The 24,043-nt window shown below is 56.0% G+C and carries 41 protein-coding genes and 2 pseudogenes; 13 read left to right on the top strand and 30 right to left on the bottom strand.

Going from position 1 to position 24,043, the window contains the following annotated elements:
- Positions 1-76: 76 nt before the first annotated feature.
- Positions 77-961 (top strand): glycosyltransferase family 2 protein, encoded by an 885-nt coding sequence (locus Thiofri_RS19840; RefSeq protein ID WP_009147872.1) that lies wholly within the window; start codon positions 77-79, stop codon positions 959-961.
- 301 nt (positions 962-1,262) lie between these two features.
- Here Thiofri_RS19840 and Thiofri_RS19835 read toward each other — a convergent pair whose 3' ends face one another.
- The 12 genes and pseudogenes from Thiofri_RS19835 to Thiofri_RS19780 form a co-directional block, all read right to left on the bottom strand.
- Positions 1,263-2,201 (bottom strand): lysylphosphatidylglycerol synthase domain-containing protein, encoded by a 939-nt coding sequence (locus Thiofri_RS19835; RefSeq protein ID WP_009147871.1) that lies wholly within the window; start codon positions 2,199-2,201, stop codon positions 1,263-1,265.
- Positions 2,198-3,247 carry a phosphoenolpyruvate carboxykinase gene (locus Thiofri_RS19830; protein ID WP_009147870.1) on the bottom strand — a complete coding sequence of 350 codons (1,050 nt, stop codon included), beginning with the start codon at positions 3,245-3,247 and terminating at the stop codon, positions 2,198-2,200. Before Thiofri_RS19830 ends, Thiofri_RS19835 begins: the two co-directional genes overlap by 4 nt.
- A 43-nt stretch (positions 3,248-3,290) precedes the next feature.
- Positions 3,291-4,565 (bottom strand): glycosyltransferase, encoded by a 1,275-nt coding sequence (locus tag Thiofri_RS19825; RefSeq protein ID WP_009147869.1) that lies wholly within the window; start codon positions 4,563-4,565, stop codon positions 3,291-3,293.
- Between the two features lie 336 nt (positions 4,566-4,901).
- Positions 4,902-5,375, bottom strand: coding sequence for a DUF29 domain-containing protein (locus Thiofri_RS19820; protein WP_009147868.1), 474 nt, complete (start codon positions 5,373-5,375; stop codon positions 4,902-4,904).
- A gap of 81 nt (positions 5,376-5,456) precedes the next feature.
- Positions 5,457-5,642, bottom strand: coding sequence for a Uma2 family endonuclease (locus Thiofri_RS19815; RefSeq protein WP_040855548.1), 186 nt, complete (start codon positions 5,640-5,642; stop codon positions 5,457-5,459).
- A 252-nt stretch (positions 5,643-5,894) separates the two neighbouring features.
- Positions 5,895-6,368 (bottom strand): DUF3782 domain-containing protein, encoded by a 474-nt coding sequence (locus tag Thiofri_RS19810; protein WP_407702919.1) that lies wholly within the window; start codon positions 6,366-6,368, stop codon positions 5,895-5,897.
- A gap of 364 nt (positions 6,369-6,732) precedes the next feature.
- Entirely contained in the window at positions 6,733-7,104 is a 372-nt protein-coding gene (locus tag Thiofri_RS19805) for a type II toxin-antitoxin system VapC family toxin (protein ID WP_009147866.1), read from the bottom strand.
- Entirely contained in the window at positions 7,094-7,366 is a 273-nt protein-coding gene (locus Thiofri_RS19800) for a DUF2281 domain-containing protein (RefSeq protein ID WP_009147865.1), read from the bottom strand. Before Thiofri_RS19800 ends, Thiofri_RS19805 begins: the two co-directional genes overlap by 11 nt.
- A gap of 41 nt (positions 7,367-7,407) precedes the next feature.
- The gene (locus tag Thiofri_RS19795) at positions 7,408-7,581 is read right to left on the bottom strand and encodes a hypothetical protein (protein WP_223296705.1); all 174 of its coding nucleotides are present in this window, start codon (positions 7,579-7,581) and stop codon (positions 7,408-7,410) included.
- Complete coding sequence (locus Thiofri_RS19790; RefSeq protein ID WP_009147864.1) at positions 7,566-7,802, bottom strand: HigA family addiction module antitoxin; 237 nt, start codon at positions 7,800-7,802, stop codon at positions 7,566-7,568. Before Thiofri_RS19790 ends, Thiofri_RS19795 begins: the two co-directional genes overlap by 16 nt.
- 14 nt (positions 7,803-7,816) lie before the next feature.
- Positions 7,817-7,993 (bottom strand): annotated as a pseudogene (locus Thiofri_RS19785) (type II toxin-antitoxin system RelE/ParE family toxin); the annotation flags it as partial.
- A gap of 9 nt (positions 7,994-8,002) precedes the next feature.
- Positions 8,003-8,587 (bottom strand): Uma2 family endonuclease, encoded by a 585-nt coding sequence (locus tag Thiofri_RS19780; RefSeq protein WP_323705614.1) that lies wholly within the window; start codon positions 8,585-8,587, stop codon positions 8,003-8,005.
- Between the two features lie 405 nt (positions 8,588-8,992).
- Here Thiofri_RS19780 and Thiofri_RS19775 point away from each other — a divergent pair, with 405 nt between their 5' ends.
- Positions 8,993-9,253, top strand: a complete 261-nt coding sequence (locus Thiofri_RS19775) for a hypothetical protein (protein ID WP_009147862.1) — start codon at positions 8,993-8,995, stop codon at positions 9,251-9,253.
- An 11-nt stretch (positions 9,254-9,264) separates the two neighbouring features.
- On the top strand, positions 9,265-9,657 hold the full coding sequence (locus Thiofri_RS19770) for a type II toxin-antitoxin system VapC family toxin (RefSeq protein WP_009147861.1): 393 nt from the start codon (positions 9,265-9,267) through the stop codon (positions 9,655-9,657).
- A gap of 413 nt (positions 9,658-10,070) precedes the next feature.
- On the opposite strand, the gene Thiofri_RS19765 is transcribed toward Thiofri_RS19770, so the two are convergent.
- From Thiofri_RS19765 to Thiofri_RS19710, 12 genes and pseudogenes are all read right to left on the bottom strand, one after another.
- Complete coding sequence (locus Thiofri_RS19765) at positions 10,071-10,316, bottom strand: hypothetical protein (RefSeq protein ID WP_009147860.1); 246 nt, start codon at positions 10,314-10,316, stop codon at positions 10,071-10,073.
- Positions 10,309-10,734: a putative toxin-antitoxin system toxin component, PIN family gene (locus Thiofri_RS19760; RefSeq protein WP_009147859.1), complete on the bottom strand. Its 426-nt coding sequence runs from the start codon at positions 10,732-10,734 to the stop codon at positions 10,309-10,311. Before Thiofri_RS19760 ends, Thiofri_RS19765 begins: the two co-directional genes overlap by 8 nt.
- A 235-nt stretch (positions 10,735-10,969) precedes the next feature.
- The gene (locus tag Thiofri_RS19755) at positions 10,970-11,302 is read right to left on the bottom strand and encodes a HigA family addiction module antitoxin (RefSeq protein WP_009147858.1); all 333 of its coding nucleotides are present in this window, start codon (positions 11,300-11,302) and stop codon (positions 10,970-10,972) included.
- 14 nt (positions 11,303-11,316) lie between these two features.
- Entirely contained in the window at positions 11,317-11,463 is a 147-nt protein-coding gene (locus Thiofri_RS19750; protein ID WP_086014225.1) for a type II toxin-antitoxin system RelE/ParE family toxin, read from the bottom strand.
- A gap of 39 nt (positions 11,464-11,502) precedes the next feature.
- Complete coding sequence (locus Thiofri_RS19745) at positions 11,503-12,087, bottom strand: Uma2 family endonuclease (RefSeq protein WP_009147857.1); 585 nt, start codon at positions 12,085-12,087, stop codon at positions 11,503-11,505.
- A gap of 41 nt (positions 12,088-12,128) precedes the next feature.
- The gene (locus Thiofri_RS19740; protein ID WP_143741849.1) at positions 12,129-12,314 is read right to left on the bottom strand and encodes a hypothetical protein; all 186 of its coding nucleotides are present in this window, start codon (positions 12,312-12,314) and stop codon (positions 12,129-12,131) included.
- Positions 12,301-12,600 carry a PIN domain-containing protein gene (locus Thiofri_RS19735; protein WP_083848437.1) on the bottom strand — a complete coding sequence of 100 codons (300 nt, stop codon included), beginning with the start codon at positions 12,598-12,600 and terminating at the stop codon, positions 12,301-12,303. The genes Thiofri_RS19740 and Thiofri_RS19735 overlap by 14 nt, the downstream gene beginning before the upstream one ends.
- Positions 12,601-12,918: 318 nt before the next feature.
- Positions 12,919-13,176 carry a DUF4351 domain-containing protein gene (locus Thiofri_RS19730; protein ID WP_313778271.1) on the bottom strand — a complete coding sequence of 86 codons (258 nt, stop codon included), beginning with the start codon at positions 13,174-13,176 and terminating at the stop codon, positions 12,919-12,921.
- 54 nt (positions 13,177-13,230) lie between these two features.
- Positions 13,231-13,772 (bottom strand): annotated as a pseudogene (locus Thiofri_RS19725) (DUF2887 domain-containing protein); the annotation flags it as partial.
- Positions 13,773-13,793: 21 nt separating this feature from the next.
- Entirely contained in the window at positions 13,794-13,991 is a 198-nt protein-coding gene (locus tag Thiofri_RS19720; RefSeq protein ID WP_009147855.1) for a hypothetical protein, read from the bottom strand.
- A gap of 411 nt (positions 13,992-14,402) precedes the next feature.
- A complete protein-coding gene (locus tag Thiofri_RS19715) occupies positions 14,403-16,322 on the bottom strand; it encodes a hypothetical protein (protein ID WP_009147854.1) in 1,920 nt (639 codons plus the stop codon).
- 163 nt (positions 16,323-16,485) lie between these two features.
- Entirely contained in the window at positions 16,486-16,917 is a 432-nt protein-coding gene (locus Thiofri_RS19710) for a pilin (RefSeq protein WP_009147853.1), read from the bottom strand.
- Positions 16,918-17,506: 589 nt separating this feature from the next.
- Here Thiofri_RS19710 and Thiofri_RS19705 point away from each other — a divergent pair.
- From Thiofri_RS19705 to Thiofri_RS19675, 7 genes are all read left to right on the top strand, one after another.
- A complete protein-coding gene (locus Thiofri_RS19705; protein WP_009147852.1) occupies positions 17,507-17,968 on the top strand; it encodes an SEL1-like repeat protein in 462 nt (153 codons plus the stop codon).
- A gap of 102 nt (positions 17,969-18,070) precedes the next feature.
- Positions 18,071-18,316 carry an AbrB/MazE/SpoVT family DNA-binding domain-containing protein gene (locus Thiofri_RS19700; protein WP_009147851.1) on the top strand — a complete coding sequence of 82 codons (246 nt, stop codon included), beginning with the start codon at positions 18,071-18,073 and terminating at the stop codon, positions 18,314-18,316.
- Positions 18,316-18,663 (top strand): type II toxin-antitoxin system PemK/MazF family toxin, encoded by a 348-nt coding sequence (locus Thiofri_RS19695; protein WP_009147850.1) that lies wholly within the window; start codon positions 18,316-18,318, stop codon positions 18,661-18,663. Before Thiofri_RS19700 ends, Thiofri_RS19695 begins: the two co-directional genes overlap by 1 nt.
- A gap of 29 nt (positions 18,664-18,692) precedes the next feature.
- Positions 18,693-19,145, top strand: a complete 453-nt coding sequence (locus Thiofri_RS19690) for a hypothetical protein (RefSeq protein WP_009147849.1) — start codon at positions 18,693-18,695, stop codon at positions 19,143-19,145.
- 113 nt (positions 19,146-19,258) lie between these two features.
- Positions 19,259-19,504 (top strand): type II toxin-antitoxin system TacA family antitoxin, encoded by a 246-nt coding sequence (locus Thiofri_RS19685; protein WP_255324712.1) that lies wholly within the window; start codon positions 19,259-19,261, stop codon positions 19,502-19,504.
- Positions 19,505-19,517: 13 nt separating this feature from the next.
- Positions 19,518-20,066: a hypothetical protein gene (locus Thiofri_RS19680; protein ID WP_009147847.1), complete on the top strand. Its 549-nt coding sequence runs from the start codon at positions 19,518-19,520 to the stop codon at positions 20,064-20,066.
- 45 nt (positions 20,067-20,111) lie between these two features.
- On the top strand, positions 20,112-20,381 hold the full coding sequence (locus Thiofri_RS19675; RefSeq protein ID WP_009147846.1) for an SEL1-like repeat protein: 270 nt from the start codon (positions 20,112-20,114) through the stop codon (positions 20,379-20,381).
- A gap of 21 nt (positions 20,382-20,402) precedes the next feature.
- On the opposite strand, the gene Thiofri_RS19670 is transcribed toward Thiofri_RS19675, so the two are convergent.
- The 4 genes from Thiofri_RS19670 to Thiofri_RS19655 form a co-directional block, all read right to left on the bottom strand.
- Positions 20,403-20,531, bottom strand: a complete 129-nt coding sequence (locus Thiofri_RS19670; RefSeq protein WP_255324711.1) for a PIN domain-containing protein — start codon at positions 20,529-20,531, stop codon at positions 20,403-20,405.
- The gene (locus Thiofri_RS19665; protein WP_051023812.1) at positions 20,528-20,782 is read right to left on the bottom strand and encodes a hypothetical protein; all 255 of its coding nucleotides are present in this window, start codon (positions 20,780-20,782) and stop codon (positions 20,528-20,530) included. The genes Thiofri_RS19670 and Thiofri_RS19665 overlap by 4 nt, the downstream gene beginning before the upstream one ends.
- 84 nt (positions 20,783-20,866) lie before the next feature.
- Entirely contained in the window at positions 20,867-21,190 is a 324-nt protein-coding gene (locus tag Thiofri_RS19660) for a type II toxin-antitoxin system PemK/MazF family toxin (RefSeq protein ID WP_009147845.1), read from the bottom strand.
- Positions 21,191-21,409, bottom strand: a complete 219-nt coding sequence (locus Thiofri_RS19655) for an antitoxin MazE family protein (protein WP_009147844.1) — start codon at positions 21,407-21,409, stop codon at positions 21,191-21,193.
- A gap of 242 nt (positions 21,410-21,651) precedes the next feature.
- Here Thiofri_RS19655 and Thiofri_RS19650 point away from each other — a divergent pair, with 242 nt between their 5' ends.
- From Thiofri_RS19650 to vapB, 3 genes are all read left to right on the top strand, one after another.
- The gene (locus tag Thiofri_RS19650; RefSeq protein ID WP_009147843.1) at positions 21,652-21,912 is read left to right on the top strand and encodes a type II toxin-antitoxin system Phd/YefM family antitoxin; all 261 of its coding nucleotides are present in this window, start codon (positions 21,652-21,654) and stop codon (positions 21,910-21,912) included.
- Positions 21,912-22,328: a type II toxin-antitoxin system VapC family toxin gene (locus Thiofri_RS19645; RefSeq protein ID WP_009147842.1), complete on the top strand. Its 417-nt coding sequence runs from the start codon at positions 21,912-21,914 to the stop codon at positions 22,326-22,328. The genes Thiofri_RS19650 and Thiofri_RS19645 overlap by 1 nt, the downstream gene beginning before the upstream one ends.
- A 439-nt stretch (positions 22,329-22,767) precedes the next feature.
- Positions 22,768-23,001, top strand: coding sequence for a type II toxin-antitoxin system VapB family antitoxin (vapB, locus tag Thiofri_RS19640; RefSeq protein ID WP_009147841.1), 234 nt, complete (start codon positions 22,768-22,770; stop codon positions 22,999-23,001).
- A gap of 344 nt (positions 23,002-23,345) precedes the next feature.
- Here the strand turns inward: vapB and Thiofri_RS19635 are convergent, their stop codons facing one another.
- Positions 23,346-23,705, bottom strand: coding sequence for an HVO_A0114 family putative DNA-binding protein (locus Thiofri_RS19635; RefSeq protein WP_009147840.1), 360 nt, complete (start codon positions 23,703-23,705; stop codon positions 23,346-23,348).
- Positions 23,702-23,989 carry a toxin-antitoxin system TumE family protein gene (locus Thiofri_RS19630; RefSeq protein WP_009147839.1) on the bottom strand — a complete coding sequence of 96 codons (288 nt, stop codon included), beginning with the start codon at positions 23,987-23,989 and terminating at the stop codon, positions 23,702-23,704. Before Thiofri_RS19630 ends, Thiofri_RS19635 begins: the two co-directional genes overlap by 4 nt.
- Between the last annotated feature and the right edge of the window lie 54 nt (positions 23,990-24,043).

Raw genomic sequence — 24,043 nt, 5'->3', positions numbered from 1 at the left:
AAGTGCCTGGCTGGAATTGATTTCCAGCTAGGCGGGAAACTAAACTGACCCCGGCCCTATTTCTCGGAGTTTCACCATGCCAGATTCCACTGCAGCGATATCCATCATCCTCCCCGCCTGCAACGAAGCCGGTGCCTTGGCCGAACTCCTACCCAGACTGCGCGCCCAATGCCCGCAGGCGGAGATTCTGCTCGTCGATGACGGCTCCACCGATGCCACCGCCCGCATCGCCCGCGAGCAAGGCGCGCGGGTCATCTCCCACCCCATCAGCCTCGGCAACGGTGCCGCCATCAAAACCGGCGCCCGCTCGGCAAAGGGCGAGATCCTGGTCTTCATGGACGCCGACGGCCAGCACGACCCAGCCGACATCCCACGCCTGCTCGCCCGGCTCGATGACGGCCACGACATGGTCATCGGCGCACGCACCAAAGGCTCCCAGGCCACCTGGGGACGCGGCATCGCCAATGCCCTCTACAACCGCCTGGCTAGCTACATGACCGGCCACCCCATTCCCGACCTCACATCCGGGTTTCGCGCCGTGCGCGCCGCCCCTTTCCGGCAATTCCTCTACCTGCTGCCCAACGGCTTCTCCTACCCCACCACCATCACCATGGCCTTCTTCCGCGCCGGCTTGAGCGTCGCCTATCAGCCCATTGTCGCCAAGGCCCGCATCGGTCGCAGCCACATCCGCCCGCTCAAGGACGGCCTGCGCTTTCTGCTCATCATCTTCAAGATCGGCACACTGTATTCGCCGCTCAAGCTGTTCGTGCCCATCGCCGCGCTTCACGGCCTGATCGGCCTCGGCTACTACGCCTATACGTATCTCACCGCCACGCGCATCTCGCTCGCCACGCTCTTTCTGCTCACCACCGCTGTCACCATCTTTCTCATCGGCCTTGTCTCAGAGCAGATCACTCAGCTAATGTACAAAGACAGCGACCGCCATAAGTCAGCGGATTAAGCGCGCCGCCCGAGCATGAAAACCGACATCTCGAACATTACAACTTCCTCGCCCTCTGTCTCGAAGCCTTCCGCATCCTTGCTGGCTCATGCCGCCCTGGCTTGCCTTGGTACATGATTACATTGCCGAGAATTCGCTTTATTTTGAAACCCGCTACACCAGCTCGGACACCCAGTTGCTGGCCGAGGTATGCCATTCTCCGAGGGTCAGTGTAGAAACACGCTTTTGAATAAAAAAAGAAGAGTGTCGAGACAGAATAAGACGCAAGCGTCAGAGATGCCTGAGCTTAGTAGGTGGACTGCTATTGTGCTACAGGGCTAGCCACGAATTTTTGCGCTGCGCTTGCAACCAGGAAAAACAGCAAGTCGATCGCCGCCGACCACAGGCGACCAACCACCGTCAAGCTCAGGGCTATTTCAAGGGGGAAGATAACTGCCAGCAAGGCGAATAGCACACCTTCTCTGACACCGATGCCGCTGGGCAGCAGCGGTGTCGCCATACCTAGGGCGCCGGCAAGGTTGTATGCACCCGTCAAGTAAAGCAGGTGCTGGCTATCGGTAGCGGGATAAAACGCTCGGCACATGAAGTAAAAGGAAATGCCTGAAATCAGGGCGCCACAAGCATAGAGTAAAAATGATTTGGCGATGGCCGACAGGTTAATTCTGAGTTCATCTCCTGGAGCTGACTTCTTAACCAAGGTATAGGCGATTGCCAACACCCTGTTAAATACGGGAGGCAACAAACACGTCAGACTGACCAGTGAAACCAGGGCAATGAACCACTTAAGTTCCTGCAGCATCGTATCCAACCTCGAATCAAAGGTTAGTAGCACCAGAGAAACTGAGATCACGGAGACTATCTGCATACCACCTTCCAGCAGGGAGGAGGCTGCCAGTCTCGACTTAGAAATGCCCAGTGACTGGGCGAGGTAAATCTTGCCCGCGATCCAAAACACTGTCCCCGGTATATACCTAGCCATCCAGGCCTTCGCGTATACCGCGCCGAGAGGTACCAGTCCCGGCACCTGTTTGCCTTCCAGCTCCCGCAGGATCACTTGCCAAGTGAAAACCCCCCAATACCTGAAAATCACGGCAAAAATAACTGAGTAAGCAAGAAACGATGCCTCGAGGGACATCGCAGAGACCTGTGAATAATCGAGGCGGATTAGGTAGAACAGGAAGCAGGCGGCAATCGCGAGATAAAAAACCAGCAGCAATGCCATGTGCTTTTGTTTGCTCATTGCTGCCGCTCTCTCAGGCACTCGACAAGAGAAGGTACCAGCTGATCTAATGCCATTGCTCTGGTATTGATGTAACTGATATGCGGGAATTGTCGGAGTAACTTATCCACCAACTGCCGCTCCCGGGTTACAACCCTGCTTTGCAAGGGGGAACTCTTGAGCAGGATGTAGAGACTCTCGTTGAGATCGGCAGAATGCAGGATTTCGCTGGTGAGCATCTCGACATTGTTGCTGTCAATCTCAACACATGAGTGCGTAGGTCCTTCCTTCACCAGGAAGCCTATGGAACGATAAGGCACGGAGGAACCGAAAGGGTCATCGCTAAAAATTTCCTGAGCATGCACCCTGGTAGAAATCAGGAACTCGGTTCGGTACAGCAATTTTAGGCAATAGCGTATAATATTCTTGAAGTAAATGGCGGTCCGGTAATGGAACGGAACGCTGGCGTTCTGCAAAGAGTTAATGTTGTAGGTAAAAAGGTGCAGGGGACGTGGATACGGATGCACAACACCTTTGTTAGTGTCGATGAATAAAAGATCGTCACCCAGCAGTTTGAAGCCGTGGGCAAGCAACGCGATACTGAGCGTCGTTTTGCCGGTACCACCGTGGGCCGGAAACAGGTAGCCGGCTTTTCCGTCCGTGACTCCAGCGGCATGCATTAAAAGCACACCCCGCTGAAGAAGTTTGTAATACATCAAGGGTTCCAGCACCTGGGCCTGCAGAAAAACGGCCACTGCGTTGATATAGAGCTTGTCCATGAAATGCTGGCAGAAGTAGATCTCCACCTCGTCCGTGTCGATGCCGCGAATGACATAACTAAAGCTGAACAGCTTGCGGCGATCCTTGATCGTGCGGATTTCATGGTCGCTCGGCGGCGGCAGTTCCCTGACGATACCAACCTTGATGAGCGGAGCAGAAGGATTCAGGTTGTTGCTCTGACTGATTAGCTGATATTCATTATTGAAGTACTTTTCATAGCCAGCATGACCACCTGAATTCAATACTAGGTTCAACTGGCCGTAAAAGCAGTATTGGAATTCGCTCATTGAATCTGTCCAGGAGGTCGCTTCTAGGGTTGAGATGGGGTAGTTAGTGCTTGCGGGCCATGGAGTTTTCATCTGCGGCTACTATCCAGTCATAGTATGCCTTCCCAATGTTGTCCCAGTGATAGCGGTTGGCGATGGCTTGCGCCCGCTTTGCGATTACCATGAGTCTGTCCAGATCCATGTCGATGACTTGCTGCAAAAGCGAGGTCAGTTGTTCAGTTGAGTTACTTCGAAAAATAAAGCCGTTTTCGCCATGCTCCAACACGTCCTCTGCACCTGTGGCGTCACTGGCAAGAATCACCTTGCCATGAGCCAGCCCCTCCATCAGTACCACGGGAAATCCTTCAGTGTCGCCACGGCTATCGACAATAGAGGGCAAGCAAAGTAAAGCTGACAAAGACAGCAGGCCGTCCTTGGTTTCCCCCTGCACGAAACCGGTAAATATCACGTTAGATAATTTAAGATTGCGTACATCTTCCTCAAGCCGGCTTTTCAACTGACCGTCTCCGGCAATGACTAATTGCAGGGAGTCCCGAGTTTTCGCGGGTAATGCCGCAAACGAACGCAAGAGGATGTCGACGCCCTTTTTTTCCGTCAGACGCCCGATGAAAAGCAGAATCGGGCGTTGGTCGAGCATGAATTGTTGCCTGGTCTGCTCCTGGATGGAATGGCTCACTGGCGATGGGCGAGCATCGACTCCCATAGGGATAATCGACAGTTTGTCGGCATAACAGTTGCGCCATTGTTGCTGCTCAAAGCAGGATGCCAGTTTTTTAGCGGTGCGTTCCGATACCGCTGTATAGGCGCTGGCCCTCTGGCAAACCCAAGCTATCAGCTTTTTATTGAAGGGCAGCTTTGCCAATACCGAAACATCCGAAGCGTGAGTGGTGAACAGGAACGGGATATCGCAAAGCTTGCCCACTAGTGCGCAATTAATTGCCTGAGGCGTGAACCAGTGCGCGTACAATAATGCAGGCCGTTCACGTCTAGCCAGCCGCCACAGGGAAAGGAACTGGCACACGAACATGAAGGGAATCTGCAAATAGAGCAAGGGGTTGGCCCTCAAGGCGGGCAATATCCCCCGCCCGCTCAGTCGTTCCCAAGTGTAGGGCCAGAAATAATGAAACCTAATTTCCCGGTAGTGAAGAGAAGGTTGCGAACCTGAAGTCGTATTACTGTAGATATTATGCGGGGCGTGTGCGACAATATCTAGCGAGGAATCGTGATTTTTCAGCCAGATAGCCTGCTCTCTGACAAAAGAAGGAATTGGGTCGTCATCACGGGCCGGAAAAGTTGAACTTGTTATCAGTATTTTCATACGTTCCTCCGCGAGAAACCCCGCCCTCCTGGATGGGGAGGGATAGCGGCTGCGGCCTGACAGCCAACAAAAACAGGTGCCGGCTTTCCACCGGACTGGGCCGAAGCTCTGCCCCGTAAAGGGCCTGGTGACGGAGCTTGCGGCTCGCTCCCCTCGCCAATGTGTGCCACCGGCTCCCGCCCTGCGGCGGCGATCAGACCTTCGGCGTTTTACCTTGCGCCAGCATGATACTGGCCTTTCAGAGCGGCTGACTGAGGAAGCATCCGCCGGTGAGTCTGAACGACCTGTGACACACGTAGCCCCTTTCGACCTCCTGGTCAGGCGAACTTAGGCTGGTCAACCAAGCTCTTTCAAGCTCCGCCCTTCAGGGCGGGGTAGTTGACCGGGATACCATTCCTGATGAAGCACCTGTTCCCGCATCGACCAGGGGCAGGTATCCGGGAAGCAATCCAGTCCGGTTTCGTTGACAGCCTGCGCCAGGGCTTTCGACCACATCATGTCGAGCCAGCGCGTTTCCTGGAGTTTTGGCTTCAAGCTCGACGTGTCATCCAGATGGTAAAGAATCTCTTTGCGTTGCGCGCGAATGGTCGCCTCCCAAGTTGCGCCTCGACGTGCTGGTTGGTAGCGCCACTTGAGCAAATGAGCCAATAGGATGGCCATGCGGCTTGCCAGTTCGCGTTGTTCGCTCTTACCCACGTCCTCGATCTCCTCGGCGATATGCCTGATGTCCAAGAGATCGAAACGCCCGCTCAACAGAAGCCCTACTTGCTCATTGGCCCAAGCAACAATATCGTCTTCGTAGGTTTGCACCGGGTTGTTACCTCGTAGCCTGCGCCTTCGTCTCCTGGATCGGGGTAACCAGATTTAACATTGTGCAAATCTCCCACGCTACTACCAGATTTCCTCGACCCGAAGGTGCAGACTCGGCAAAAGCAGCGGCGCCACGACCTCGGTCGGATCGGGTCGTAGAACCTGCCGATAGCCGTCGGGTCCGGGATCCCGATAGAGGTCTAGGCGCCGATGTTTGAGGTCGACGAGCCAGACCTCGGGGACACCATAGGCCGCGTAAAGAGGCATCCACGTCCAATCGAAAAAACGGACGTGCCTCCTCAAAGGTGGGTTCGGTTTCGACAACAGGCATAGGAAACCTCTGGTCGATAGGAAACAGGCAATCTCGACAGTGCTCGGTTTACGTCGTATCGGATCTAGGATGCGCGCCAACGAGAGTAGCAGATGCCTCCCATGCGTGCAGCCAGAAGACAGCAAACTGCCCCGGAATGCCCGTCAGGAACCTTTGGCTGATTCGTCGGCGATCTGAAGCTCAAATCCTCACCACGCCTTGGGCTCGAATCCTGCATCATTGCGGATCTCCATCGTATTGCCAGACTGGGCAAGCACAAATAAGCCGCTGCGGTAGGCATGTCGACCGACCTGGTCCGGCACCACCATGCCTGCGACGGCACCAAGAAGTTGGTAGCCGCTGTATTGGGGAAAGCACCCTTTAAAGATCGCGAGTAACTCAAGATGCTCTTTGACATCATCGACGCTGAGATGGGATTTGCACTCGACAGCAACAGCTACCTCTCGGTTGACGGCGAGCAAATCCACCTCGGCAATGACCTGCCCGCTATCGTCGTAGGCGGTCATGTTCGGCACCACCTGATGCACCGGTAACTGGCGTTCGCGCAACAATCGCACTACGCCGGGCCGCACCATTTCCTCGACAAATTCGCCCAAGCGGTTGCCCTGACGCCCCAGTGCTTTGTTGACTTCCTGAATCTGGTGGTCAGTTTTCTTGGACATTTCCTGAAACTTCCGATCAGTTTCCTGAAACTTGCGATCAGTTTCTTGAAACTTGCGGTCAGTTTCTTGAAACTTGCGGTCAGTTTCCCGAAACAAATTCAGGATCTCTTCGTAGGTGACAGACATCGCTATGCTCAGCTATCGCTTAAATTTCTTGAGTCCAGCATAGCAAAAACCCGCCCCGCCGAGCATCGCACGAAAAAGCCCGCTCTGGTCAAACCCTCGGGGGACTGGAAGGCAAAGCCTGTGTTCAGGCAGGGATCAGATGACGACAGGTCGCTTTCGTTTGGATGAGTTGGATTTAAGCTGACCCATTAGCTCCCCTTTGCTCAGCGGGGCTCGAAAACATATCGACCCCATTTACTCACAACTCATCCTTCAATGGGTTATTGACAGCCAACTCATCTATCCAGGCAAAATCCTTTTCGTTGGCTGTGGCTAATGGAAGTTGATGCACCAAGCAACTGGCGGCGACCAGAGCATCGCCCAATGACATCTTGCGCAGACGGCGCAGTCCAATGGCCTGTTCGACGATGATGTCATCAATGTCCACCCGCTCCAACTGATCGAGAATGGCATTGATCGACCGTGCCTCGGCATCGCTTAGCTGTTGATACCCCAAGGTTTCCAGACGGCTAATGACCGAATAATGGGTAGCCTGCTCGACAAGCCAAGCTCGCAACCGTGGCTGACGCGGCTGTGTGGCGTAGATGACCAGATTGCTGTCAATCAGCATGGGTTCTGCCGGGCAAGGGGCGATCCTGACGCTGCTCACGCTGCCAAGCGACCGGATCTTTGATGTCGCGATAGGAGTTGAGCGCGACCGCGTTCTCCAGGGCTTCGGTCAAGAGCCGGCGGCGCGTGTGCTCGGAGACGGGTGTCGTGGGGCGCGCTTTCGCCTTCTTTTGCAGATAGATCGCATAGTTGAGCAATTCCGCCTGCAAGGGGGGCGGCAGCACCGAAGCATGGTGTTGAAGGTTTTGCAAAATAGTGTTCATTGTCGCTTGATGCTCCTCAAGAGCCTGTTGGTGAAGACAGGCTATTCATACGCTGCCAATCCTGAAATCTCGTGCCCGCTGGCCTGTTTCTTCAACAGTGGCACCAAGTCGCCCGTCCGCGCCAGTTCCGCCGCGCCGTGCGCCTTCCAGCCCAGCGCCAGCGGTGCGAACAGTTCGCTGAGCACCTCGCCGTCGAAGATCAGCCGATCCCCCATGCTTGCAGGGCCAGCCAGCCTTGGGCATCGACATCGAAGAAGGCCCCGAGGCGAGTAGCGGTATCGGCGCTGATCGCCCGTTGGCCGCGCACGATCTCGTTGATGCGTCGGCGCGGCACGCCGATCGCGTTGGCAAGTGCGTATTGGCTGATGCCCAATGGCTCAAGCCAGTCCTTGAGCAGGATTTCTCCAGGGTGTACCAGCGCGACTTCACGACTCATGTTCGCTTGCTCCATCAGTGATAGTCGACGATTTCGACCTGCGAAGGACCACCCTCTTCCCAACAGAAACACACCCGCCATTGCTCGTTGATGCGAATGCTGAACTGCCCAGCGCGATCCCCTTCGAGTCCCTCCAGTCGATTGCCAGGTGGTCGGCGCAGGAATCCTAGATTCGGCGCGGCATGCAATCTCCCTCACTACTACCAGATTTCATCGACGCGAAGATGCAGACTCGGCAAAAGCAGCGGCACCACGACCTCGCTCGGATCGGGTCGTAGAACGTGCCGATAGCCGTCGGGTCCGGGATCCCGATAGAGGTCCAGGCGCCGATGTTTGAGGTCGACCAGCCAGACCTCGGGGACACCATAGGCCGCGTATAGAGGTACTTTGACCTCGCGGTCGTAGCCCAGCGAGGTATCACAGATCTCGATGACCAACAGCGTATCTGCCGGCGTTGGGTTCGCGCCTTCGTAGAAGTCATCGCGCGGGCGCAGTAGCATCAGGTCCGGCTCGGGCTCCGAACGAGGTGCCAGCGTGAGCGGATCCTGCACAGAAACCAAGGCCGCGTCCCCCACACGGAGCGTCAGCAGTCGGTTCAGCCGTTTGTTCTTTCCTGCATGATCGGGATTGATGGGCGTCATTGCGCGAAGCTCTCCTTCGATCAGCTCAACGCGGTCGTCTTCATCGAAGATGCCGGCGCGAATCATTTGATGGTAGGCATCCACGCCCAATCGAAAGATGGGACGTGCCTCCTCAAAGGTGGGTTCGGCTTCGACAACAGGCATAGAGAAACCTCTGGTCGATAGGAAACAGGCGATCACGACAGTGCTCGGTTAACGCCTTATCGGATCTAGGATGCGCGCCAACAAGAGTAGCAGATGCCTCCCATGCGTGCAGCCAGAAGACAGCAAACTGCCCCGGAATGCCCGTCAGGAACCTTTGGCTGATTCGTCGGCGATCTGAAGCTCAAATCGTCACACGGCTCTCCTGAAGAGAGACCGAGGCCGGCGCGGATGGCAACTTCGGCGTCTTTTATATCGGCTTGCGGCACGCCAAAAGTGGCGCTAGTCGGCGCCAGCGTGGGACGATCCGGGGGCTGCCTCGGAGGATTAATTCGAGCCTGGAACCTTCAATCGGGTAGCCAGTGCTAGACTTACCGAACATTTGTTCTATTTCACCGGCGCAATCATATGCATTCCATCGAATTTGAGGCTCACCTAAAAGACGGCGTTATTTGCCTACCGGCTACTTACCGGCGTTGGCGGGAAGACCGTCCCGTAAAAGTCATCGTTCTGGTGGACGACGAGACGCATCACTCGCCCCTGCGGGACGCGAGTCAGCGGCTATCCGCTATCCTGGACATCAGCCGACGCTGCGCGGCAGCTCCAGAACTCGATCCGCGCGGCGCGAATGAGATCATCGGCTACGATGCAAACGGACTGCCGAGCTAAGTGACACCCACATGGTCATCGATACCTCATCGCTTGTGTGCATCCTGCTGGACGAGCCCGAAGCCGAGCGCCACGCCCGCCGTTTGAGCGAGATGGATTCGCCCAATGTCATGTCGGCCGCCACCTGGCTTGAAACCATGCTCGTCATCAGCGCGCGACGTGGCGAGCTGGGTCGGCAAAGCCTTGACGAATTGCTCGTGCTAGCCATGATCGACATCCAGCCCGTCGATGCCGAACTGGCGCGCATCGCATATCACGCCTGGCTGCAATACGGCAAGGGGCGTCATCCAGCCGGCCTGAACTTCGGTGATTGTTTTTCCTACGCGCTCGCGAAGAAGCTCCAAGAGCCGCTCTTGTTCAAGGGCGCGGATTTCTCCAAAACCGATGTCGCTTTCGCGCTCTAGCACCTCACAACAGGGGGCTGTTCTTGGGCTTTGGCCATCCGTGCCCGAGGGGGGCAGTCGCGCCGGGTTGCGGTTAGGCTTGGCCCGGCTGGGGTGGCTCGGAAATTAATTCCAACCTGACCCCATTTGTTCCCAGCCAATCGCGTACTGGTTCGCTGTTGCTTTCGGTGGCGAAGAAGTGGACGGTGAGTATGGATTCAGACATGCGCGTATTGCATCAATTTTGATCCGCATCAACAATACCACCCCACCAAGGCAAAAGCCCCGCCCCGATGACTCGGGAGCGGGGTTGTCTGGGGCTGTGGGCATCCGTGCCCGAGGGGTCAGCAGCGCCAGGTTGGGCTTAGGTTAACTCCAACCTGGCCCCATTTAGCACATTTAGCAGCACCATTTAGCAGCACCATTTAGCACATTTAGCTGAGTTCGTCCCCCGGTCGAGGCGGGTCTCGACCCAAACGCTTTAAGACATCCAAGAAACGCGCTCGGTCAGCCCTTTCTGCGCGGCGCGTAAAGACTGCCTCAGTCTCCAGTGTGGCGACCTTCTCAGCCAAGGCGGTATTGATGAATTGGTTCAAGCTGACGCCATCACGCTTGGCGGCGCGGCGTGCCGCCTCCAGAATGCTCTGTGGCGCGCTCAATGCGTAGTTGCTCTTACTCATGGCGCAAAATCCTCGCTATCTCAGCCGGGCGGCACAGTTCAATCCCGAATCGGCTCGGCGCCGTTTTGAAGTCACGGATATTGAAGGTGACCAAATGCGTTGCTGCCGCATTTGCAGCCGCCTCCAGCACCATGTCGTCGTTCGCGTCACGCAACTGCGGACGCCACAAGTACCAGATTGGTGCCCGCTGCATAACGGCGGCCAACTGATCGAGAATCACATCCATGTCACCCAGCGTGCCGCCTGCACGATCAAGTGTTTCAGGGCGTTTAAGCACGGCCTCGTATTCCAGCAGCAACGGTACAGATGCTGCTGCTGGTAAGCGACCAACACCGATTTCATGCAGCAAAAAACGGGATGCTCCAGTCGGACTGACAACAGCCGAAACAATGACATCGGTATCAAGCACTACGATCATATGCTATAGCCTATGAGAAATGAAGCGCATGTCAAGCGATACCGCTGTATGTTTTAGGAATTAAGCAAGAAAACACAGCAAAAACCCCGCCCCGAGGAGTCGGGAGCGGGGTTGTCTGGGGCTGTGGGCATCCGTGCCCGAGGGGTCAGCCGCGCCGGGTTGCGCTAAGGCTGCGCCCGGCTGGGGTGGCTCAGAAATTAAATCCAACCTGGCCCCATTTAGCTCCTATTGGGCTCTAAAGGGAAAAGTGATCGTTTTTCGGCCGCGCGGTGGTCTCGCGGTCGTAGCGCGGAATCCGCGGCAATTCCTCGCGCAGCCGTTCGCGGGCCTGTTCCGCGTCGCAATGAGCTTGCAGGGCCAGCCAGCCTTGGGCATCGACATCGAAGAAGACCCCGAGGCGAGTAGCGGTATCGGCGCTGATCGCCCGTTGGCCGCGCACGATCTCGTTGATGCGTCGGCGCGGCACGCCGATCGCGTTGGCAAGTGCGTATTGGCTGATGCCCAATGGCTCAAGCCAGTCCTTGAGCAGGATTTCTCCAGGGTGTACCAGCGCGACTTCACGACTCATGTTCGCTTGCTCCATCAGTGATAGTCGACGATTTCGACCTGCGAAGGACCACCCTCTTCCCAACAGAAACACTCCCGCCATTGCTCGTTGATACGAATGCTGAACTGCCCAGCGCGATCCCCTTCGAGTCCCTCCAGTCGATTGCCAGGTGGTCGGCGCAAGAATCCTAGATTCGGCTCGGCATGCAATCTCCCTCGCTACTACCAGATTTCATCGACGCGAAGATGCAGACTCGGCAAAAGCAGCGGCGCCAAGACCTCGCTCGGATCGGGTCGTAGAACCTGCCGATAGCCGTCGGGTCCGGGATCCCGATAGAGGTCCAGGCGCCGATGTTTGAGGTCGACCAGCCAGACCTCGGGGACACCATAGGCCGCGTATAGAGGTACTTTGACCTCGCGGTCGTAGGGCAGCGAGGTATCACAGATCTCGATGACCAACAGCGTATCTGCCGGCGTTGGGTTCGCGCCTTCGTAGAAGTCATCGCGCGGGCGCAGTAGCATCAGGTCCGGCTCGGGCTCCGAACGAGGTGCCAGCGTGAGCGGATCCTGCACCGAAACCAGGGCCGCGTCCCCCACACGGAGCGTCAAAAGTCGGTTCAGCCGTTTGTTCTTTCCTGCATGACCGGGATTGATGGGCGTCATTGCGCGAAGCTCTCCTTCGATCAGCTCAACGCGGTCGTCTTCATCGAAGATGCCAGCGCGAATCATTTGATGGTAGGCATCCACGCCCAATCGAAAAATCGGACGTGCCTCCTCAAAGGTGGGTTCGGCTTCGACAACAGGCATGGAGAAACCTCTGGTCGATAGGAAACAGGCGATCTCGATAGCTACCTAAATGCTCGGTTTTGGACCAAGGCATGATCAAGGCCCTCCCTTCTATCAACAATAACACGATGATTTGTTTGTTGCTGCGCTTGCAGATGGGCAACCATGTCCGCCAAGTTATGTCGGTGTTCTGAAGTAAAAGCATCGCGGTTTTGCCAAACTTCAGCAATAATTTCATCGTGATACATCGTCGTTCTCCGGAAGTAGTTCCATCGGGGTGCAGATTTCAGGACAACAATATCCTGCTTTTTCACAAATTGCCCTTAACATCGGCTTTCTGGTTGCATTATCAATATGACGACAATTCCATGTCAGCAAATAATCGATGCGATGAACGGCAGAAATCGCGATATGAAGCGCGTCGGCTTCCGCTTGAGATGTCAATTGCTGCCACGCAGCAACTCGCACATCCCGACTTGGCCTTGCTGTGAGATAGCTTGGAATCGATGTTTCAATGTAGACGCTCTTTCTCATGCTTTATATAATAGCCTTGCTTGATCAGTGGACGAACAAACGGCACGAGCGAAACGAGATTAAGTTTGTTTGATTTGCGGATACGGTGAGCGTAGACGCCTCTGCTCCAGGAATCAAGCTCGTGACGTTGGCCGCCAGCCCCCCACAGCAAAAACCCCGCCTCGATGACTCGGGAGCGGGGTTGAAAAGGCCGTTGGGCGTCCTTGCCCGAGCAGGTTCGAAAAGAATTCGAGCATGGAACCTTTTAATCGAACCTTTTAATCTTTGGTTTGGACTGATTCAGGAAGCAAAGCGAACCTGGAACCTTTAATCCTGATATCAGTGCCGCTCGTTCTTGCCTCCAAGCAAGTCCTCGACGCTGGTAGCGTCGAAAATTCCATCGAGCCAGGTGTCAAGCTGCGCCTCGGGAGCGGCGGCGATGCGCTGCGCGGCCCAAACGGGCTGTGGGCCGAACCGGCGGGTTAGTTGGCGTTGGAGGGTCGCCGCCTTGCCTTCAGTCTTGCCTTCAGTCTTGCCTTCAGCATAAATCGACTGATACGCCTTCGTCTCCTGGATTGGGGTCACCAGATTTAACATTGTCCAAATCTCCTTCGCGGTCATGCCACGGAAGCGTTCGAAAAACCAGAACTCCAGCACATTCGACAGTGTCTCGCGGACCTTTTCATCGACCGGCGCCTGTTGAACCGTCTGCCACAGCGCCGGGGCGCGTTCGGTCAGCTCGGCGTCACTGTCGATAATGAGCGGCGCGAACACCGCCACGAATGGGTTGTCCGGTTCGCGCTCAAGCAGCTCGCGCAGGAAGCTGTCGAGTGCCACACAACAAATTGGTGAGCCTTTTTCATGCACCCAGCGCGGGTGGGCGGGAATGTTGACTGCGCGCAGAAATACCGCGATGCCCAGCACTTCTCGCTCAGGGTGTTCCTCGCCGACGAGTCCGATCTTGGTGTTGAGATTGTACAGCGCTTTGACTGAGGGCTGCGCTTGGAATTCGACAACAAAGGTCGGGCCTGAATGCCGTCAGGTTCGACCAAGCCATCGAGCCGGCGCTCAATGTCCTTGATGGTCAGGGAGCAGACTTTGTAGGGGCCTTCCAGCTGGATGCCACCGGTGAGCACCCGGAAGGCATCTGGGCCGCTGCGCAGGAACAGATAAATCGGGTGGTCAGTTTTCATGAGCGCAGAAATCTATGGTCGCTATTCAGTGAGTCTAGTTGATGGCGTGCCTACAGCGACTCCAAAATTGCGAGCCTGGACCTTTGGCTCTTCGATCAGCTCAACGCGGTCGTCTTCATCGAAGATGCCGGCGCGAATCATTTGATGGTAGGCATCCACGCCCAATCGAAAAATCGGACGTGCCTCCTCAAAGGTGGGTTCGGCTTCGACAACAGGCATGGAGAAACCTCTGGTCGATAGGAAACAGGCGATCTCGACAGTGCTCGGTTAACGCCTTATCGGATCTAGGATGCGCGCCAACAAGAGTAGCAGATGCCTTCCATGCGTGCAGCCAGAAGACAGCAAACTGCCCCGGAATGCCCGTCAGGAACCTTTGGCTGATTCGTCGGCGATCTGAAGCTCAAATCGTCACACGGCTCTCCTGAAGAGAGACCGAGGCCGGCGCGGATGGCAACTTCGGCGTCTTTTATATCGGCTTGCGGCACGCCAAAAGTGGCGCTAGTCGGCGTGGGACGATGCGGGGGCTGCCTCGGAGGATTAATTCGAGCCCGGAACCTTTAATTGGACTTGGATGGCCTACATAGTTTCTTTAATTACCTCGTTTTCTCTGAGAGCCAGAGAATCTAAGTTTCAGTGCGATTGGTTGACAAGATCATTTTTCAACGTCATGCGCAGTCTGGCGATTTCTTGTTCGTAGGTATCACGCTTTCGGCCAAGTTCACTGTCAGACTGTGATTCGAGCACGCGCATGGATTGATCCAGCATGTCCAGCGCCTGTTTAAAGTGCTTATGCGTGGCCAGCATGCTCACCATATTTAGACCGGTTTCTACACTCTTGTAATACGACAGTGCCTCGCTCAGATCGCGGTACGCACCCACACCATCGCCTTGCCCCGACAACAATAACCCTTGCAGATAATAGCTATAGCGGTGCGCAACCGGAACCTGACCATGAAGGTCATCGCGCATAGCATCCAATAGCGACAGCATAATAGCCGTATGTTCAGGTAATGGTGCGCGCGCATTGATGCCTTCTACCAGATGTTTTAGGCCTTTGAGCATTTGTGCATCGAATGGTTGTTGACGCAAACGTGCCGCGCCCTCAGCAAGCTCGGCTGGACTGAGAATTCCGAGTTCGGCCTTGAAAGAAAGCGTGTTCACAGTGAGCAGAACACTCTGCGGCATCTCCCGCGAGGCGCGTTCTAAAAGCGCAAACGCGCGTTCTGGTTGACCTATTCGCAGCCAGGTTTGCGCGGCCGATGTCTGTGCACGCGGAGAATTTGGATTCATGTCAGCCCAAACCAGCATCAGTTGCGACTCGTCGCCCCATAGGCGCGCGCGCTGCCAGGTTGCCATCGCGTAGCTACCAGTGAATGCTGCGATGATGAACACGACCAATACCGGCTTAAGATGGTTACGTAATGCCAAGATGCCGGCGGCCAAAGGCACAAATAAAAAGACTGCTGGAAGATAGTTTCGGTGTTCGAAATACAGTTCAAGCGCAATTGTCGTGGATTCAAGCAGCTGCCCGACAAGAAAAAACAGAACGCTGAGACTAAACAGGGGCCATTGACGTCGCGCCAGCCATCCAGCTATCCCCAAAGCCAAGAGTCCGACCGCCGCAGGCCATGTCGTCCAGGGAGTGGAGAGTCCTGTTGAAATCACTATTCCATCCTGATAAAGCCCGCGGGTTTGAATATGCGGGATAAACAGATGGTATAGGTAGTCCCAGAGGATGCGCGGTTCGGTGAGCAGGCGCTCCAGCAAGGTGAACGCCCGGGTGGGAATGGGGCGCTCAAGGCCGGGCAGGCGCATGGCCAGATACGCGGCAATCACCAGTGCAGGCAGTCCTAAGAAAATGCCCTTCCAGCGCCAATCCGGGCCTGATGTCGTCCAGTGAAAACGCAGCGCGAATTCCATCGTTAGAATCAGCAAAGGCAGCAGTGCACCGTTTTCCTTGCTGAGCAAGGCCAGCAGAGTCGCCAAGACCAAGCTGACGCTGATCGTGGCATAGCCCAGATGCGGGCGTGTCGCCAACCACAGCCGCCCTTGTAGATAGCCCCAGATGCCGAGGATGGAGAATAAAGTAGCAAGCTGCGTCATCCGCTGCACGGCATAGAGCGTGGTGGAAACCAAAAAGGGGTTGAGCACCCATAGACTGGAGGCGATGAGCCCAATCCAGTCTGCTTCGCGGGGCGCGCGACCGATGGCATGCAACAGCTTGCGGATGGTAGGAAAAAGGATGACGCCAATTAGCAGATGGATGAGTAGATTAGTGGCTTTGAACGGCGCAGGATCAGCCGGCCAATCATTGGCGTCAAGCAGGAAACTAGTCAGTGAAATTGGGCGACCGGTGGGGCCGGCAAAGCCACTATGCAGGTAGGCGCGGAAGAGTTCCCAGCTATCAATGGGGCCGAGGGCGCCGAGCTTTTCCAAATTCGGGATATCGTCAAACAGAAAAGGCCCGGACAAACCCGGTTGATAAATCAGGAGGGTAAGTAACCAACTAATGGAAAGGGAGATACTAATGAGAAATGCATGTCGAGTCATTCGCTGGTTGAAAGAATGTGAAAATAAACAATTGCAGGCAGCGTTAATAGAGGAATCAGAGTGATCATGCTATCACTTATGACAGAATATGCATATCGCCGCATTTGTTGTCAGACATCACAACGCCCGCCGGTGGCGGGCATTACGATAAGCCTTCGGGTTCTTACGGACGACAATTGCCGGGTATGTACTTAGCATCTGCGCTAGACGTACAAACCCACTCTACCGCGCCAGCGGTTGTGACCGGACTAAGAGTTAAGGTTTCGCCTTGGATACCTGCTGAAACGCCCGTGGCCTGCATTGTCGCTACAATTGGACCACCGGATACGTCAACTTGCGCCACATATTTACCAGAAATAGCAGTGTTCGTGGCCAAACCAGCAGATGCATTGCCAGTTGGCCAACCACCTTCACGACTCCAAAACTCAACAACGGCTGTTTTTGACCCACTGGCAAGGCTGAATGCCTCAGACATTTGGGCACGCGCAACATAATCCTGATACGCAGGAATCGCAATCGCCGCCAGAATACCAATGATCGCCACAACGATCATGAGTTCGATCAGGGTAAAACCTTTCTGAATTTGCTTACGCATGAGTAAATTCCCCTTCGTTCAACATTAGAATAAATGAAACCCGAATTCGTTGATGACTGACTGAGCCTAGATCCAAGATCGGGCTTCGTGCGGGCTCGCGTGACAGTATGCAGCGATCATGCCAAGTGACGCCAAAGACCCAACAAGGCGTCGCGTCATTCAGGCGAAAAAACGCAATTTCAGCCTCTTACCCGCCGCTAAGGCTCGACCTCCCCCAGAATCGCCGCAATTCCAGGGATCGCACCCCCAGCCAGTCGTGACAAAAAACGCCGGCTCTAGCGCTGAGGTGCGAGGGCGCAACCCCGTCTCAAGAAGGATGATGAGACTGGGTTACCCTGTCTCATGGTGGCATCTGAGACGGGTTACCCTTTCTCAAGGTGGCATCTGAGAAGGGCAGCCTGTCTCCAAGGCACCCGATCAGCCATCAATACTGCCGGACTTGATGCTTGACAAGATTTGGGTGCGATTGCCAGTGTCCCGTTCGGGTACCATGATGGCAAGGATGCTGTGCGCGACTTCATGCGCCGCGACTAGAAGCGCTCTGGCTGAAGGGGATTTGACCCGGGTTTTTGTCGCAGGAGCTTTAAGAATGCCAACGATCCACTTCAAAACCGCGATGGCCATCACCGGTTTTAGCCGTGCCACCTTGTGGCGACGCATCAAGGATCATCCGGGAACGAGTGAAACCCTGGGTAAGCCAAAGGGCCTCCGCCATACCCGCATCGACCTCGACAGCGCCCTAGCCTGGGCTGGCCTGATGCTGGAAGACGAAGATCGCGCATTGATCCCCGCCGCCGATGCTGGGGACGCCGCCGCCCAGCTCGAACTGGGCCTGCTGTTCCTGGCGCTTACGCAACCCGAGTGTGCGGCCCACTGGCTGCACCTGGCCGCCGCGCAAGAGGATGCCGATGCCATGCAGTGGCTCGGCAAGCTCTCTGCGCGCGGCGAGGGTGTGGAGCAAGACGAGACCAAGGCCATTGAGTGGATCAAAAAAGCCGCAGAGCATGGCCATGTGATCGCGCGGCGGCAGGTGGCGGAGTTGGGGCTTTAGCGAACCCGAACGGGTCAGAATCGGCTCAGAATTGGCTCAGGCCAAGGGGGCTGAGATGCACAATCCACCGTTGTTTGGCTCTATCAAGACAGGAGATTTTTCATGCTGCAAACCCTGCACAACGCCGATGGCTCGCTGGTGATGACTGTGCCCAAGGCGTTTGTCGATCAAAACCAACTCCACGATGGCTCGCAGGTCGAGTTTTATGTCCGTGGCACGACCATGACGATCAAAGTACCTGAGCGTCCGCGCTATCAACTCACTGAGTTGCTCGCTGAGATGCCCAACGGGTTGCCGCGTGTTGAAGGGTGGGACGAGATGCCAGCGCTTGGCTTGGAGCGTGGTTGATGCCCTACCTGCCCAATCGTGGCGACATTGTGCATCTGGACTTCGACCCATCGTCTGGTCGTGAAATGCAAGGCCCACACTTTGGTCTCGTTGTCAGCGGCAAACTGTTTAACCAGCAGGGTATGGCGATGATTTGCCCGATTTCGCAAGGCGTTGCAGCCGCTGCGCGCACGCATGGAACCTTGGTCACGCTGATGGGAACTGGAACAGATACACAAGGATCCGTTCATTGTCATCAGGTCAAGTCGCTCGACTGGCGCGCCCGACATGCACGCTTCAAAGAAGCGGTGCCCGAATTTGTCGTTTCTGAAGTCTTAGCTCGCATTGAAGCCATTTTGTTTGATTGAGGTGCCGCCGAATTTTCAATCCTCGGAGCTTGTCGTGTATTGACCTCGGCACCGCCTCCGCTAGGGCCGGTCTGACGCTCAACGACGATGATCGCGCTCAGATCTCCGCTGCCGATGACGGGGACGCCGCCGCCCAGCGCGAACTAGCCCTGCTGTTCCTGGATCTGGAGCAACCCGAGCGCGCGGCCCACTGGCTGCACTTGGCTGCCGCGCAAGAGGATGCCGATGCCATGCAGTGGCTCAGCAAGCTCCATGCGCGCGGCGAGGGTATGGAGCACGACGAAGCGCAGGCCATCTGGTCGCCCAGCGGCAGGTGGAGGAGTTGCGGTTTTAGCGAATTAGTCCGGGCGCTTTGGCGCGCGCTGGTCATTGCCGCTGAATCTGCTCAAGACGATTCGGATGGGACGCCAAGTCCCATCTGGCGAGAAAGCTTGAAGTGGTTTTCCTGCGCGGCGCCTACCCGACGCCACCCATCTCTTTGACCTGTGCGCATGGTAAGCGTACATTAAGTCGGTTGTTACTTTAAACGGAGCGCTGGAGCATGCCACCGAGTGGACAGTTAGTAACTACAGTTGACGAGCGAAATGACGCACGGATGCATTTTCGCACCAAGCCAAGTATCAAGGCGACCATCCATAAAGCCGCTGTTCTGTCAGGCTTGGATGATTCAAGCTTTGCCTTGCAAGCGGCTTACCGAGCCGCTGTGGAGACCATTGCCGCCCAAGAAAAAACGCACCTCCATCCGGATGATCATGCCGTTTTTTTCGCTGCGCTTGATCACGCCGCCGAACCGACCCCTGCGTTGCGTGCGGCCCTAAAGCGCAGTCGCGAAAGAACCTAATGGCGCATTTGTCATGAGCGATGAGAGCCCGCGCTATCGTATTGAGCGATTCGACCCCGCTCGGCATGATCGCGATGGATTTGAGTGCGGCATTCCCGCTATCGACAATTATTTCCGCAAGACAGCCAACAAGCTGGCGAAAGCTGACAATATTCGCCTTTATGTTATGGTGGCACCCGATGGGGACGTGATTGGTTTTTACTCCATCAATGCCCACGCTGTTGATTATGTGGACCTCCCCGCGAAATACGCGCGCACGCGACCGGCGCATGGCTCAGTCCCGGCAGCATTTATTTCAATGATTGGCCGTGATCGGCGTTATCGCAACCAGGGCTTCGGCGGCGACTTGCTCGTGGACGCTTTGGCGCGGACTGCTCGTGCTGCTGACGAGATCGGTATTGCGGTGGTGATGCTGGATATTTTTGATTGCGGAGATCCGTTGCGTGTCATGCGGCGGAAAACGTTGTATGAGGGATTTGGTTTTCTGCCCCTTCCATCAAATCCGAGGCGGCTTTTTTTACCTATCACCACTGTGCGGAAGTTGCTCTTGGTAGAGGTTTAGACTGGTGCCTGGGCTGGCCTGACGCTGGAAGACGAAGATCGCGCATTGATCCCCGCCGCCGATGCTGGGGACGCCGCCGCCCAGCGCGAACTGGGCCTGCTGTTCCTGGAGCTTACGCAACCCGAGCGCGCAGCACACTGGCTGCACCTGGCCGCCGCGCAAGGGGATGCCAATGCCATGCAGTGGCTCGGCAAGCTCCATGCACGCGGCGAGGGTGTGGAACTGGATGAGGCACAAGCCATTGCATGGATTAAAAAAGCCGCCGAGGGTGGCCACATCATCGCGCAGCGGCAGGTGGCGGAGTTGGGGCTCTAACCCGTCAAGGTTGGCGTTCGGTCAAGAAGCTGCCGCGTCAGAAAAGGGATTGAGCACTGACACGCCACTGCGCTCGACATCCTTTACATTGCGGGTCACCAGGGTCAAGCCATGGACCTGCGCCGTCGCGGCCAGCAGGCCATCGATCACCGGCAGCGCATCCGGTACATTGTTGCGCGCCCAGCGCTCCGACCGACATCCCGGGCGCGATGCAAATCCTCATCACTGAGGCCCTCGGTCAATCCCGCAAGGCGGCGCTTCAAGTCGTCGTCTGTCCTGGAGGCATTGGCGGGAGGGTCATCCATCAGCAACAGCACCCGCAGATGGGTGCCGTCCTGGATGGTTTCCGGCACGCGAATGCTGTGCTGCTCGACCGTGGCTTCTAACTCGATGGCTTGCATTAGCGCCTCCAGAAATAACCTGTTCTTTTATCGCGCGATACCGCACATTTGGCTTGAGACTCGACATTGCACGCGAATTTACGCTTATTTTGCGATACCCAAGAACACTGCTAGACAACGATCAACCTCCACCATCGCATTCGCATCAATGCGCCCGAAGACAGCTCCGATCTTGTCGCGCCTCACCGTCACAGCTTTATCCAGCATCACCTGTGATGGCTTTTGCAAGCCATTTTCCGGGCTAGGATCAATGGTGATGCGCAATAGCGGCGCATCAACAAGCGCGCTGGTAAGTGGCAACAATGTGACAGTCCCGTGCTCGCTGAACTGGTCAGCTTGGATGACCAGCGCAGGTCGCGGTTTGCCGAAATCGCCCTGCATGGCGACGGTGACGAAATCGCCGCGCATTTACTCAACCCAAGCATCCAGACCAGCCAAGGCGTCATCCAAGAGCTGCTGCATGTCCGTGTCGGCCATGTCCGATTGGGATACAAGGCGAGACTGGCGGCGACATTCTTCGGCAAAGTCTGACCGTCGTGTATCCGGCACCCAAATTTGCACCGGACGAAGTCCAGCCCTGCGCAGTGCATCGCGGTGCTTTTGAGCTCTTGCGTTCGTGCTTGCCATGTCGGCCTCCTCGATTTGTTACATGAAACATACTCTACCCCCATATTTCATTCAAGATCGCGACCCTTGCGTTGATGCGGTTACTGCAACAGGCCATAGCCGCAGCCGAGTGATGCGGGCCGTTGGGACGGGTCGCTCTGGAAATTTGGTGTTGCGATGGACATTTGCTTTGCAACAGTCGCCTGCCGTAGCATCTAGCCAAATAAGCTAGACAGGCCAAATAAGCTAGACAGGATTAAGCAATGCCAACCTCGACATGGTCTTTACAAGATGCCAAAAATCGCTTTAGTGCCGTGGTTGACGCGGCTTTGCTTGGCCAACCACAGTGGGTCACGCGACGCGGCAAGCCCGTCAGTGTCATCCTGTCTGTCGAGGCCTACGAACGATTACGGCAGTGCGAACAGGCCACCGCCCCCTCGTTTTCTGCACTGCTGCTGCAATTGCCGCAGGATGACCAGGCGTTTGAGCGATTATCCGTTCAACAGCGGGATGTGGAACTCTGATGTATCTGCTCGACACGGTCGTGTTGTCGGAATTGCGCCGCAAGCAACGCAATCCCGGTGTGGTTGGCTGGATCTCAGCGCAGGCTTCAACCGACCTGTTCCTCAGTGTGGTGACCATCGGCGAGATCGAACGCGGTATCATGCAGCAACAAAAGCGCAATGCCGTGTTTGCGCGGGAACTCGGAAAATGGCTCGACCAGGTGCTTTCCCTTTACGCTGACCGGATTTTGCCCATTGATCGTTCGGTGGCGCGGCGCTGGGGCAGGCTCTCGGCGAAGATTGGCCATGATGGAGCCGATCTCTTGATCGCGGCAACGGCACTGGAAAAGGGTCTCACTGTGGTCACGCGAAATCTTTGCCACTTCGAACCGACGGGGGTGGCGGTGTTCAACCCCTTCACTGAGTCGCACGGCTGAAGCGGCTAAGATTGGCTATCCTGCGCGGGATCATCGCGCCAGGCAGTGACAGCGATCAGACCGCTGCTTAGCCTTCTCGATACCGAAACCTGCTAGCCATTCCACTTAATGGCTCTGCAAGACGATGCCAATGAGTGGATCAAGCAGGCTGCCGAGCAAGGCCATGTCATCGCGCACCGGCAGGTGGAGGAGCTGGGACTCTAACCCGTCAAGGTTGGCGTTCGGTCAAGAAGCTGCCGCGTCAGAAAAGCGGGTGCTCGACTTACAACGGCTGAGGCGGCAACAGATGATCGGTCATTGCAACCCGGCATCCCAGGGAGCCTTGGCGCGCATCAGGCGTTTCAGAGCGGGATTCGGTGCGGGTCGAGTGGCTGTTTGTCATCCAACGGCCCAAGCAATGATCGGTTTATGCGTCTTCGAAAGTAGGGGGATTTGAGTCATGCAGACTAGAACCGTCTCCATTTTTGCCGATGGCCATCATCAGGCGATCCATATTCCCAAGGAGATGGAGTTTACTGATACAACGGAATTGGAAATCATGCGGGAAGGGAATACGGTGATTTTACGACCAGCGCGACCTGATTGGCTGTCATACACCAAGGTTGCCAAAGCAGATCCTGATTTTTTGCTGGATCGCCCCGATGTTGTCGCCGATGAAGGGCGGTTTTCATGACCGTAAACTGCTATATGTTGGATACCTGTATATGCAGTTTTATCCAGCGTGAACAGCCACTAAACCGGAGCTAGGCAAAGGTGTTCGTTCCTGTGCTTACGGCAACTATGCGATCTTCTTTGTTCGCAAGGGCGAATCTCTAGGTTCTTCTAGTGCTGCATGGCGCGATGGATATTGATGCCCATTTCGGACAGGCAGAATCGGGGTACTCTACAAAGGCATCGCTCTCTGGACGGCTCCGGTGAGTCTGTAGCTGTCAAGCGCATGAGTGCCTGATGGCTCTCTGAAATGACGCGGAAGAAAAAGATGATTTTTCCCCAAATAGAGCGAATGACCACCTCATCCTACGCAACTCGTGCCAGGGACAGAATAATTTCGATGGAGGTAAAGGGGACGGACAAGGTGCCATCCTCGTTGCGCTCTAGTAAACCAAGGGTTTCGAGTCGGTCGAGATGCTGCGATAACACTTGGGGATCGCCTGCGACCGGCAGCTCGGCAGCCAGTTCCTCGGCATGGCATGGACCGATGCGCCGCAGGTGATCGAGAAGCTCCAGCCGTTGGGAGGTCAGCTCGGCGAACAGCGTCTGCGCCGATTCGAACCTGAGCTGATAATTGACCGACCGCCCTGAGCGTGCGTCGGCCATTTGGTCGGCAACGGCATCAAAGATCGAGCTGCGGTGACCAACTTCAATGGTGGCTTTCATTTTGGCGACTCCCAGCGAGCGATATCGGCGCGAAAACCTGCGATAAGTTGATCGAGCGTTGTGAACGGGTAAGGCTGCTCCTCGCTGGCGAAATGCCGATGATCCCCTCTTCCACGTTCATTGTCGTAACGGACCCGGCACCTGTCGCGGGTTCCAAAAAACAAGCGATATTTGTAGCGATGCCGGCAGGGCGGCAGCGGTTTTGGCAGCTCCCAAATAACCACTTCCACGATGGAGCCGTTATCACGAACCTCTTTTGCACGAGCCAGTAAGGTTGCGGCCATTCATCTAGCTTAACTGAAGATCGGTTCAGCGTAGTGAGGATTAGCGACGAAGAT

The organism is Thiorhodovibrio frisius (genome assembly GCF_033954835.1).
Lineage (GTDB): Bacteria > Pseudomonadota > Gammaproteobacteria > Chromatiales > Chromatiaceae > Thiorhodovibrio > Thiorhodovibrio frisius.
Note: the sequence above shows the minus strand (reverse complement) of the source record. Positions and strands in the feature narration are given on the sequence as shown.

Coding starts and splice junctions, on each gene's coding strand:
- Thiofri_RS19660 (WP_009147845.1), bottom strand. CDS start 21,190: ATGCGCGGCGATTTCGTCACCGTCGCCATGCAGGGCGATTTCGGCAAA.
- Thiofri_RS19635 (WP_009147840.1), bottom strand. CDS start 23,705: ATGAAAGCCACCATTGAAGTTGGTCACCGCAGCTCGATCTTTGATGCC.
- Thiofri_RS19710 (WP_009147853.1), bottom strand. CDS start 16,917: ATGCGTAAGCAAATTCAGAAAGGTTTTACCCTGATCGAACTCATGATC.
- vapB (WP_009147841.1), top strand. CDS start 22,768: ATGCAGACTAGAACCGTCTCCATTTTTGCCGATGGCCATCATCAGGCG.
- Thiofri_RS19815 (WP_040855548.1), bottom strand. CDS start 5,642: ATGCCTCTTTACGCGGCCTATGGTGTCCCCGAGGTCTGGCTCGTCGAC.
- Thiofri_RS19665 (WP_051023812.1), bottom strand. CDS start 20,782: ATGCAAGCCATCGAGTTAGAAGCCACGGTCGAGCAGCACAGCATTCGC.
- Thiofri_RS19830 (WP_009147870.1), bottom strand. CDS start 3,247: ATGAGCGAATTCCAATACTGCTTTTACGGCCAGTTGAACCTAGTATTG.
- Thiofri_RS19630 (WP_009147839.1), bottom strand. CDS start 23,989: ATGGCCGCAACCTTACTGGCTCGTGCAAAAGAGGTTCGTGATAACGGC.
- Thiofri_RS19825 (WP_009147869.1), bottom strand. CDS start 4,565: ATGAAAATACTGATAACAAGTTCAACTTTTCCGGCCCGTGATGACGAC.
- Thiofri_RS19735 (WP_083848437.1), bottom strand. CDS start 12,600: ATGAGAAAGAGCGTCTACATTGAAACATCGATTCCAAGCTATCTCACA.
- Thiofri_RS19745 (WP_009147857.1), bottom strand. CDS start 12,087: ATGCCTGTTGTCGAAGCCGAACCCACCTTTGAGGAGGCACGTCCGATT.
- Thiofri_RS19645 (WP_009147842.1), top strand. CDS start 21,912: ATGTATCTGCTCGACACGGTCGTGTTGTCGGAATTGCGCCGCAAGCAA.
- Thiofri_RS19770 (WP_009147861.1), top strand. CDS start 9,265: ATGGTCATCGATACCTCATCGCTTGTGTGCATCCTGCTGGACGAGCCC.
- Thiofri_RS19755 (WP_009147858.1), bottom strand. CDS start 11,302: ATGAGTCGTGAAGTCGCGCTGGTACACCCTGGAGAAATCCTGCTCAAG.
- Thiofri_RS19700 (WP_009147851.1), top strand. CDS start 18,071: ATGCTGCAAACCCTGCACAACGCCGATGGCTCGCTGGTGATGACTGTG.
- Thiofri_RS19810 (WP_407702919.1), bottom strand. CDS start 6,368: ATGTCCAAGAAAACTGACCACCAGATTCAGGAAGTCAACAAAGCACTG.
- Thiofri_RS19695 (WP_009147850.1), top strand. CDS start 18,316: ATGCCCTACCTGCCCAATCGTGGCGACATTGTGCATCTGGACTTCGAC.
- Thiofri_RS19765 (WP_009147860.1), bottom strand. CDS start 10,316: ATGAGTAAGAGCAACTACGCATTGAGCGCGCCACAGAGCATTCTGGAG.
- Thiofri_RS19740 (WP_143741849.1), bottom strand. CDS start 12,314: ATGTATCACGATGAAATTATTGCTGAAGTTTGGCAAAACCGCGATGCT.
- Thiofri_RS19705 (WP_009147852.1), top strand. CDS start 17,507: ATGCCAACGATCCACTTCAAAACCGCGATGGCCATCACCGGTTTTAGC.
- Thiofri_RS19650 (WP_009147843.1), top strand. CDS start 21,652: ATGCCAACCTCGACATGGTCTTTACAAGATGCCAAAAATCGCTTTAGT.
- Thiofri_RS19720 (WP_009147855.1), bottom strand. CDS start 13,991: ATGCCTGTTGTCGAAGCCGAACCCACCTTTGAGGAGGCACGTCCGATT.
- Thiofri_RS19800 (WP_009147865.1), bottom strand. CDS start 7,366: ATGAACACTATTTTGCAAAACCTTCAACACCATGCTTCGGTGCTGCCG.
- Thiofri_RS19775 (WP_009147862.1), top strand. CDS start 8,993: ATGCATTCCATCGAATTTGAGGCTCACCTAAAAGACGGCGTTATTTGC.
- Thiofri_RS19760 (WP_009147859.1), bottom strand. CDS start 10,734: ATGATCGTAGTGCTTGATACCGATGTCATTGTTTCGGCTGTTGTCAGT.
- Thiofri_RS19685 (WP_255324712.1), top strand. CDS start 19,259: ATGCATTTTCGCACCAAGCCAAGTATCAAGGCGACCATCCATAAAGCC.
- Thiofri_RS19795 (WP_223296705.1), bottom strand. CDS start 7,581: ATGGGGGATCGGCTGATCTTCGACGGCGAGGTGCTCAGCGAACTGTTC.
- Thiofri_RS19730 (WP_313778271.1), bottom strand. CDS start 13,176: ATGTTAAATCTGGTGACCCCAATCCAGGAGACGAAGGCGTATCAGTCG.
- Thiofri_RS19655 (WP_009147844.1), bottom strand. CDS start 21,409: ATGGCAAGCACGAACGCAAGAGCTCAAAAGCACCGCGATGCACTGCGC.
- Thiofri_RS19715 (WP_009147854.1), bottom strand. CDS start 16,322: ATGACTCGACATGCATTTCTCATTAGTATCTCCCTTTCCATTAGTTGG.
- Thiofri_RS19680 (WP_009147847.1), top strand. CDS start 19,518: ATGAGCGATGAGAGCCCGCGCTATCGTATTGAGCGATTCGACCCCGCT.
- Thiofri_RS19780 (WP_323705614.1), bottom strand. CDS start 8,587: ATGCCTGTTGTCGAAGCCGAACCCACCTTTGAGGAGGCACGTCCCATC.
- Thiofri_RS19805 (WP_009147866.1), bottom strand. CDS start 7,104: ATGCTGATTGACAGCAATCTGGTCATCTACGCCACACAGCCGCGTCAG.
- Thiofri_RS19790 (WP_009147864.1), bottom strand. CDS start 7,802: ATGAGTCGTGAAGTCGCGCTGGTACACCCTGGAGAAATCCTGCTCAAG.
- Thiofri_RS19840 (WP_009147872.1), top strand. CDS start 77: ATGCCAGATTCCACTGCAGCGATATCCATCATCCTCCCCGCCTGCAAC.
- Thiofri_RS19835 (WP_009147871.1), bottom strand. CDS start 2,201: ATGAGCAAACAAAAGCACATGGCATTGCTGCTGGTTTTTTATCTCGCG.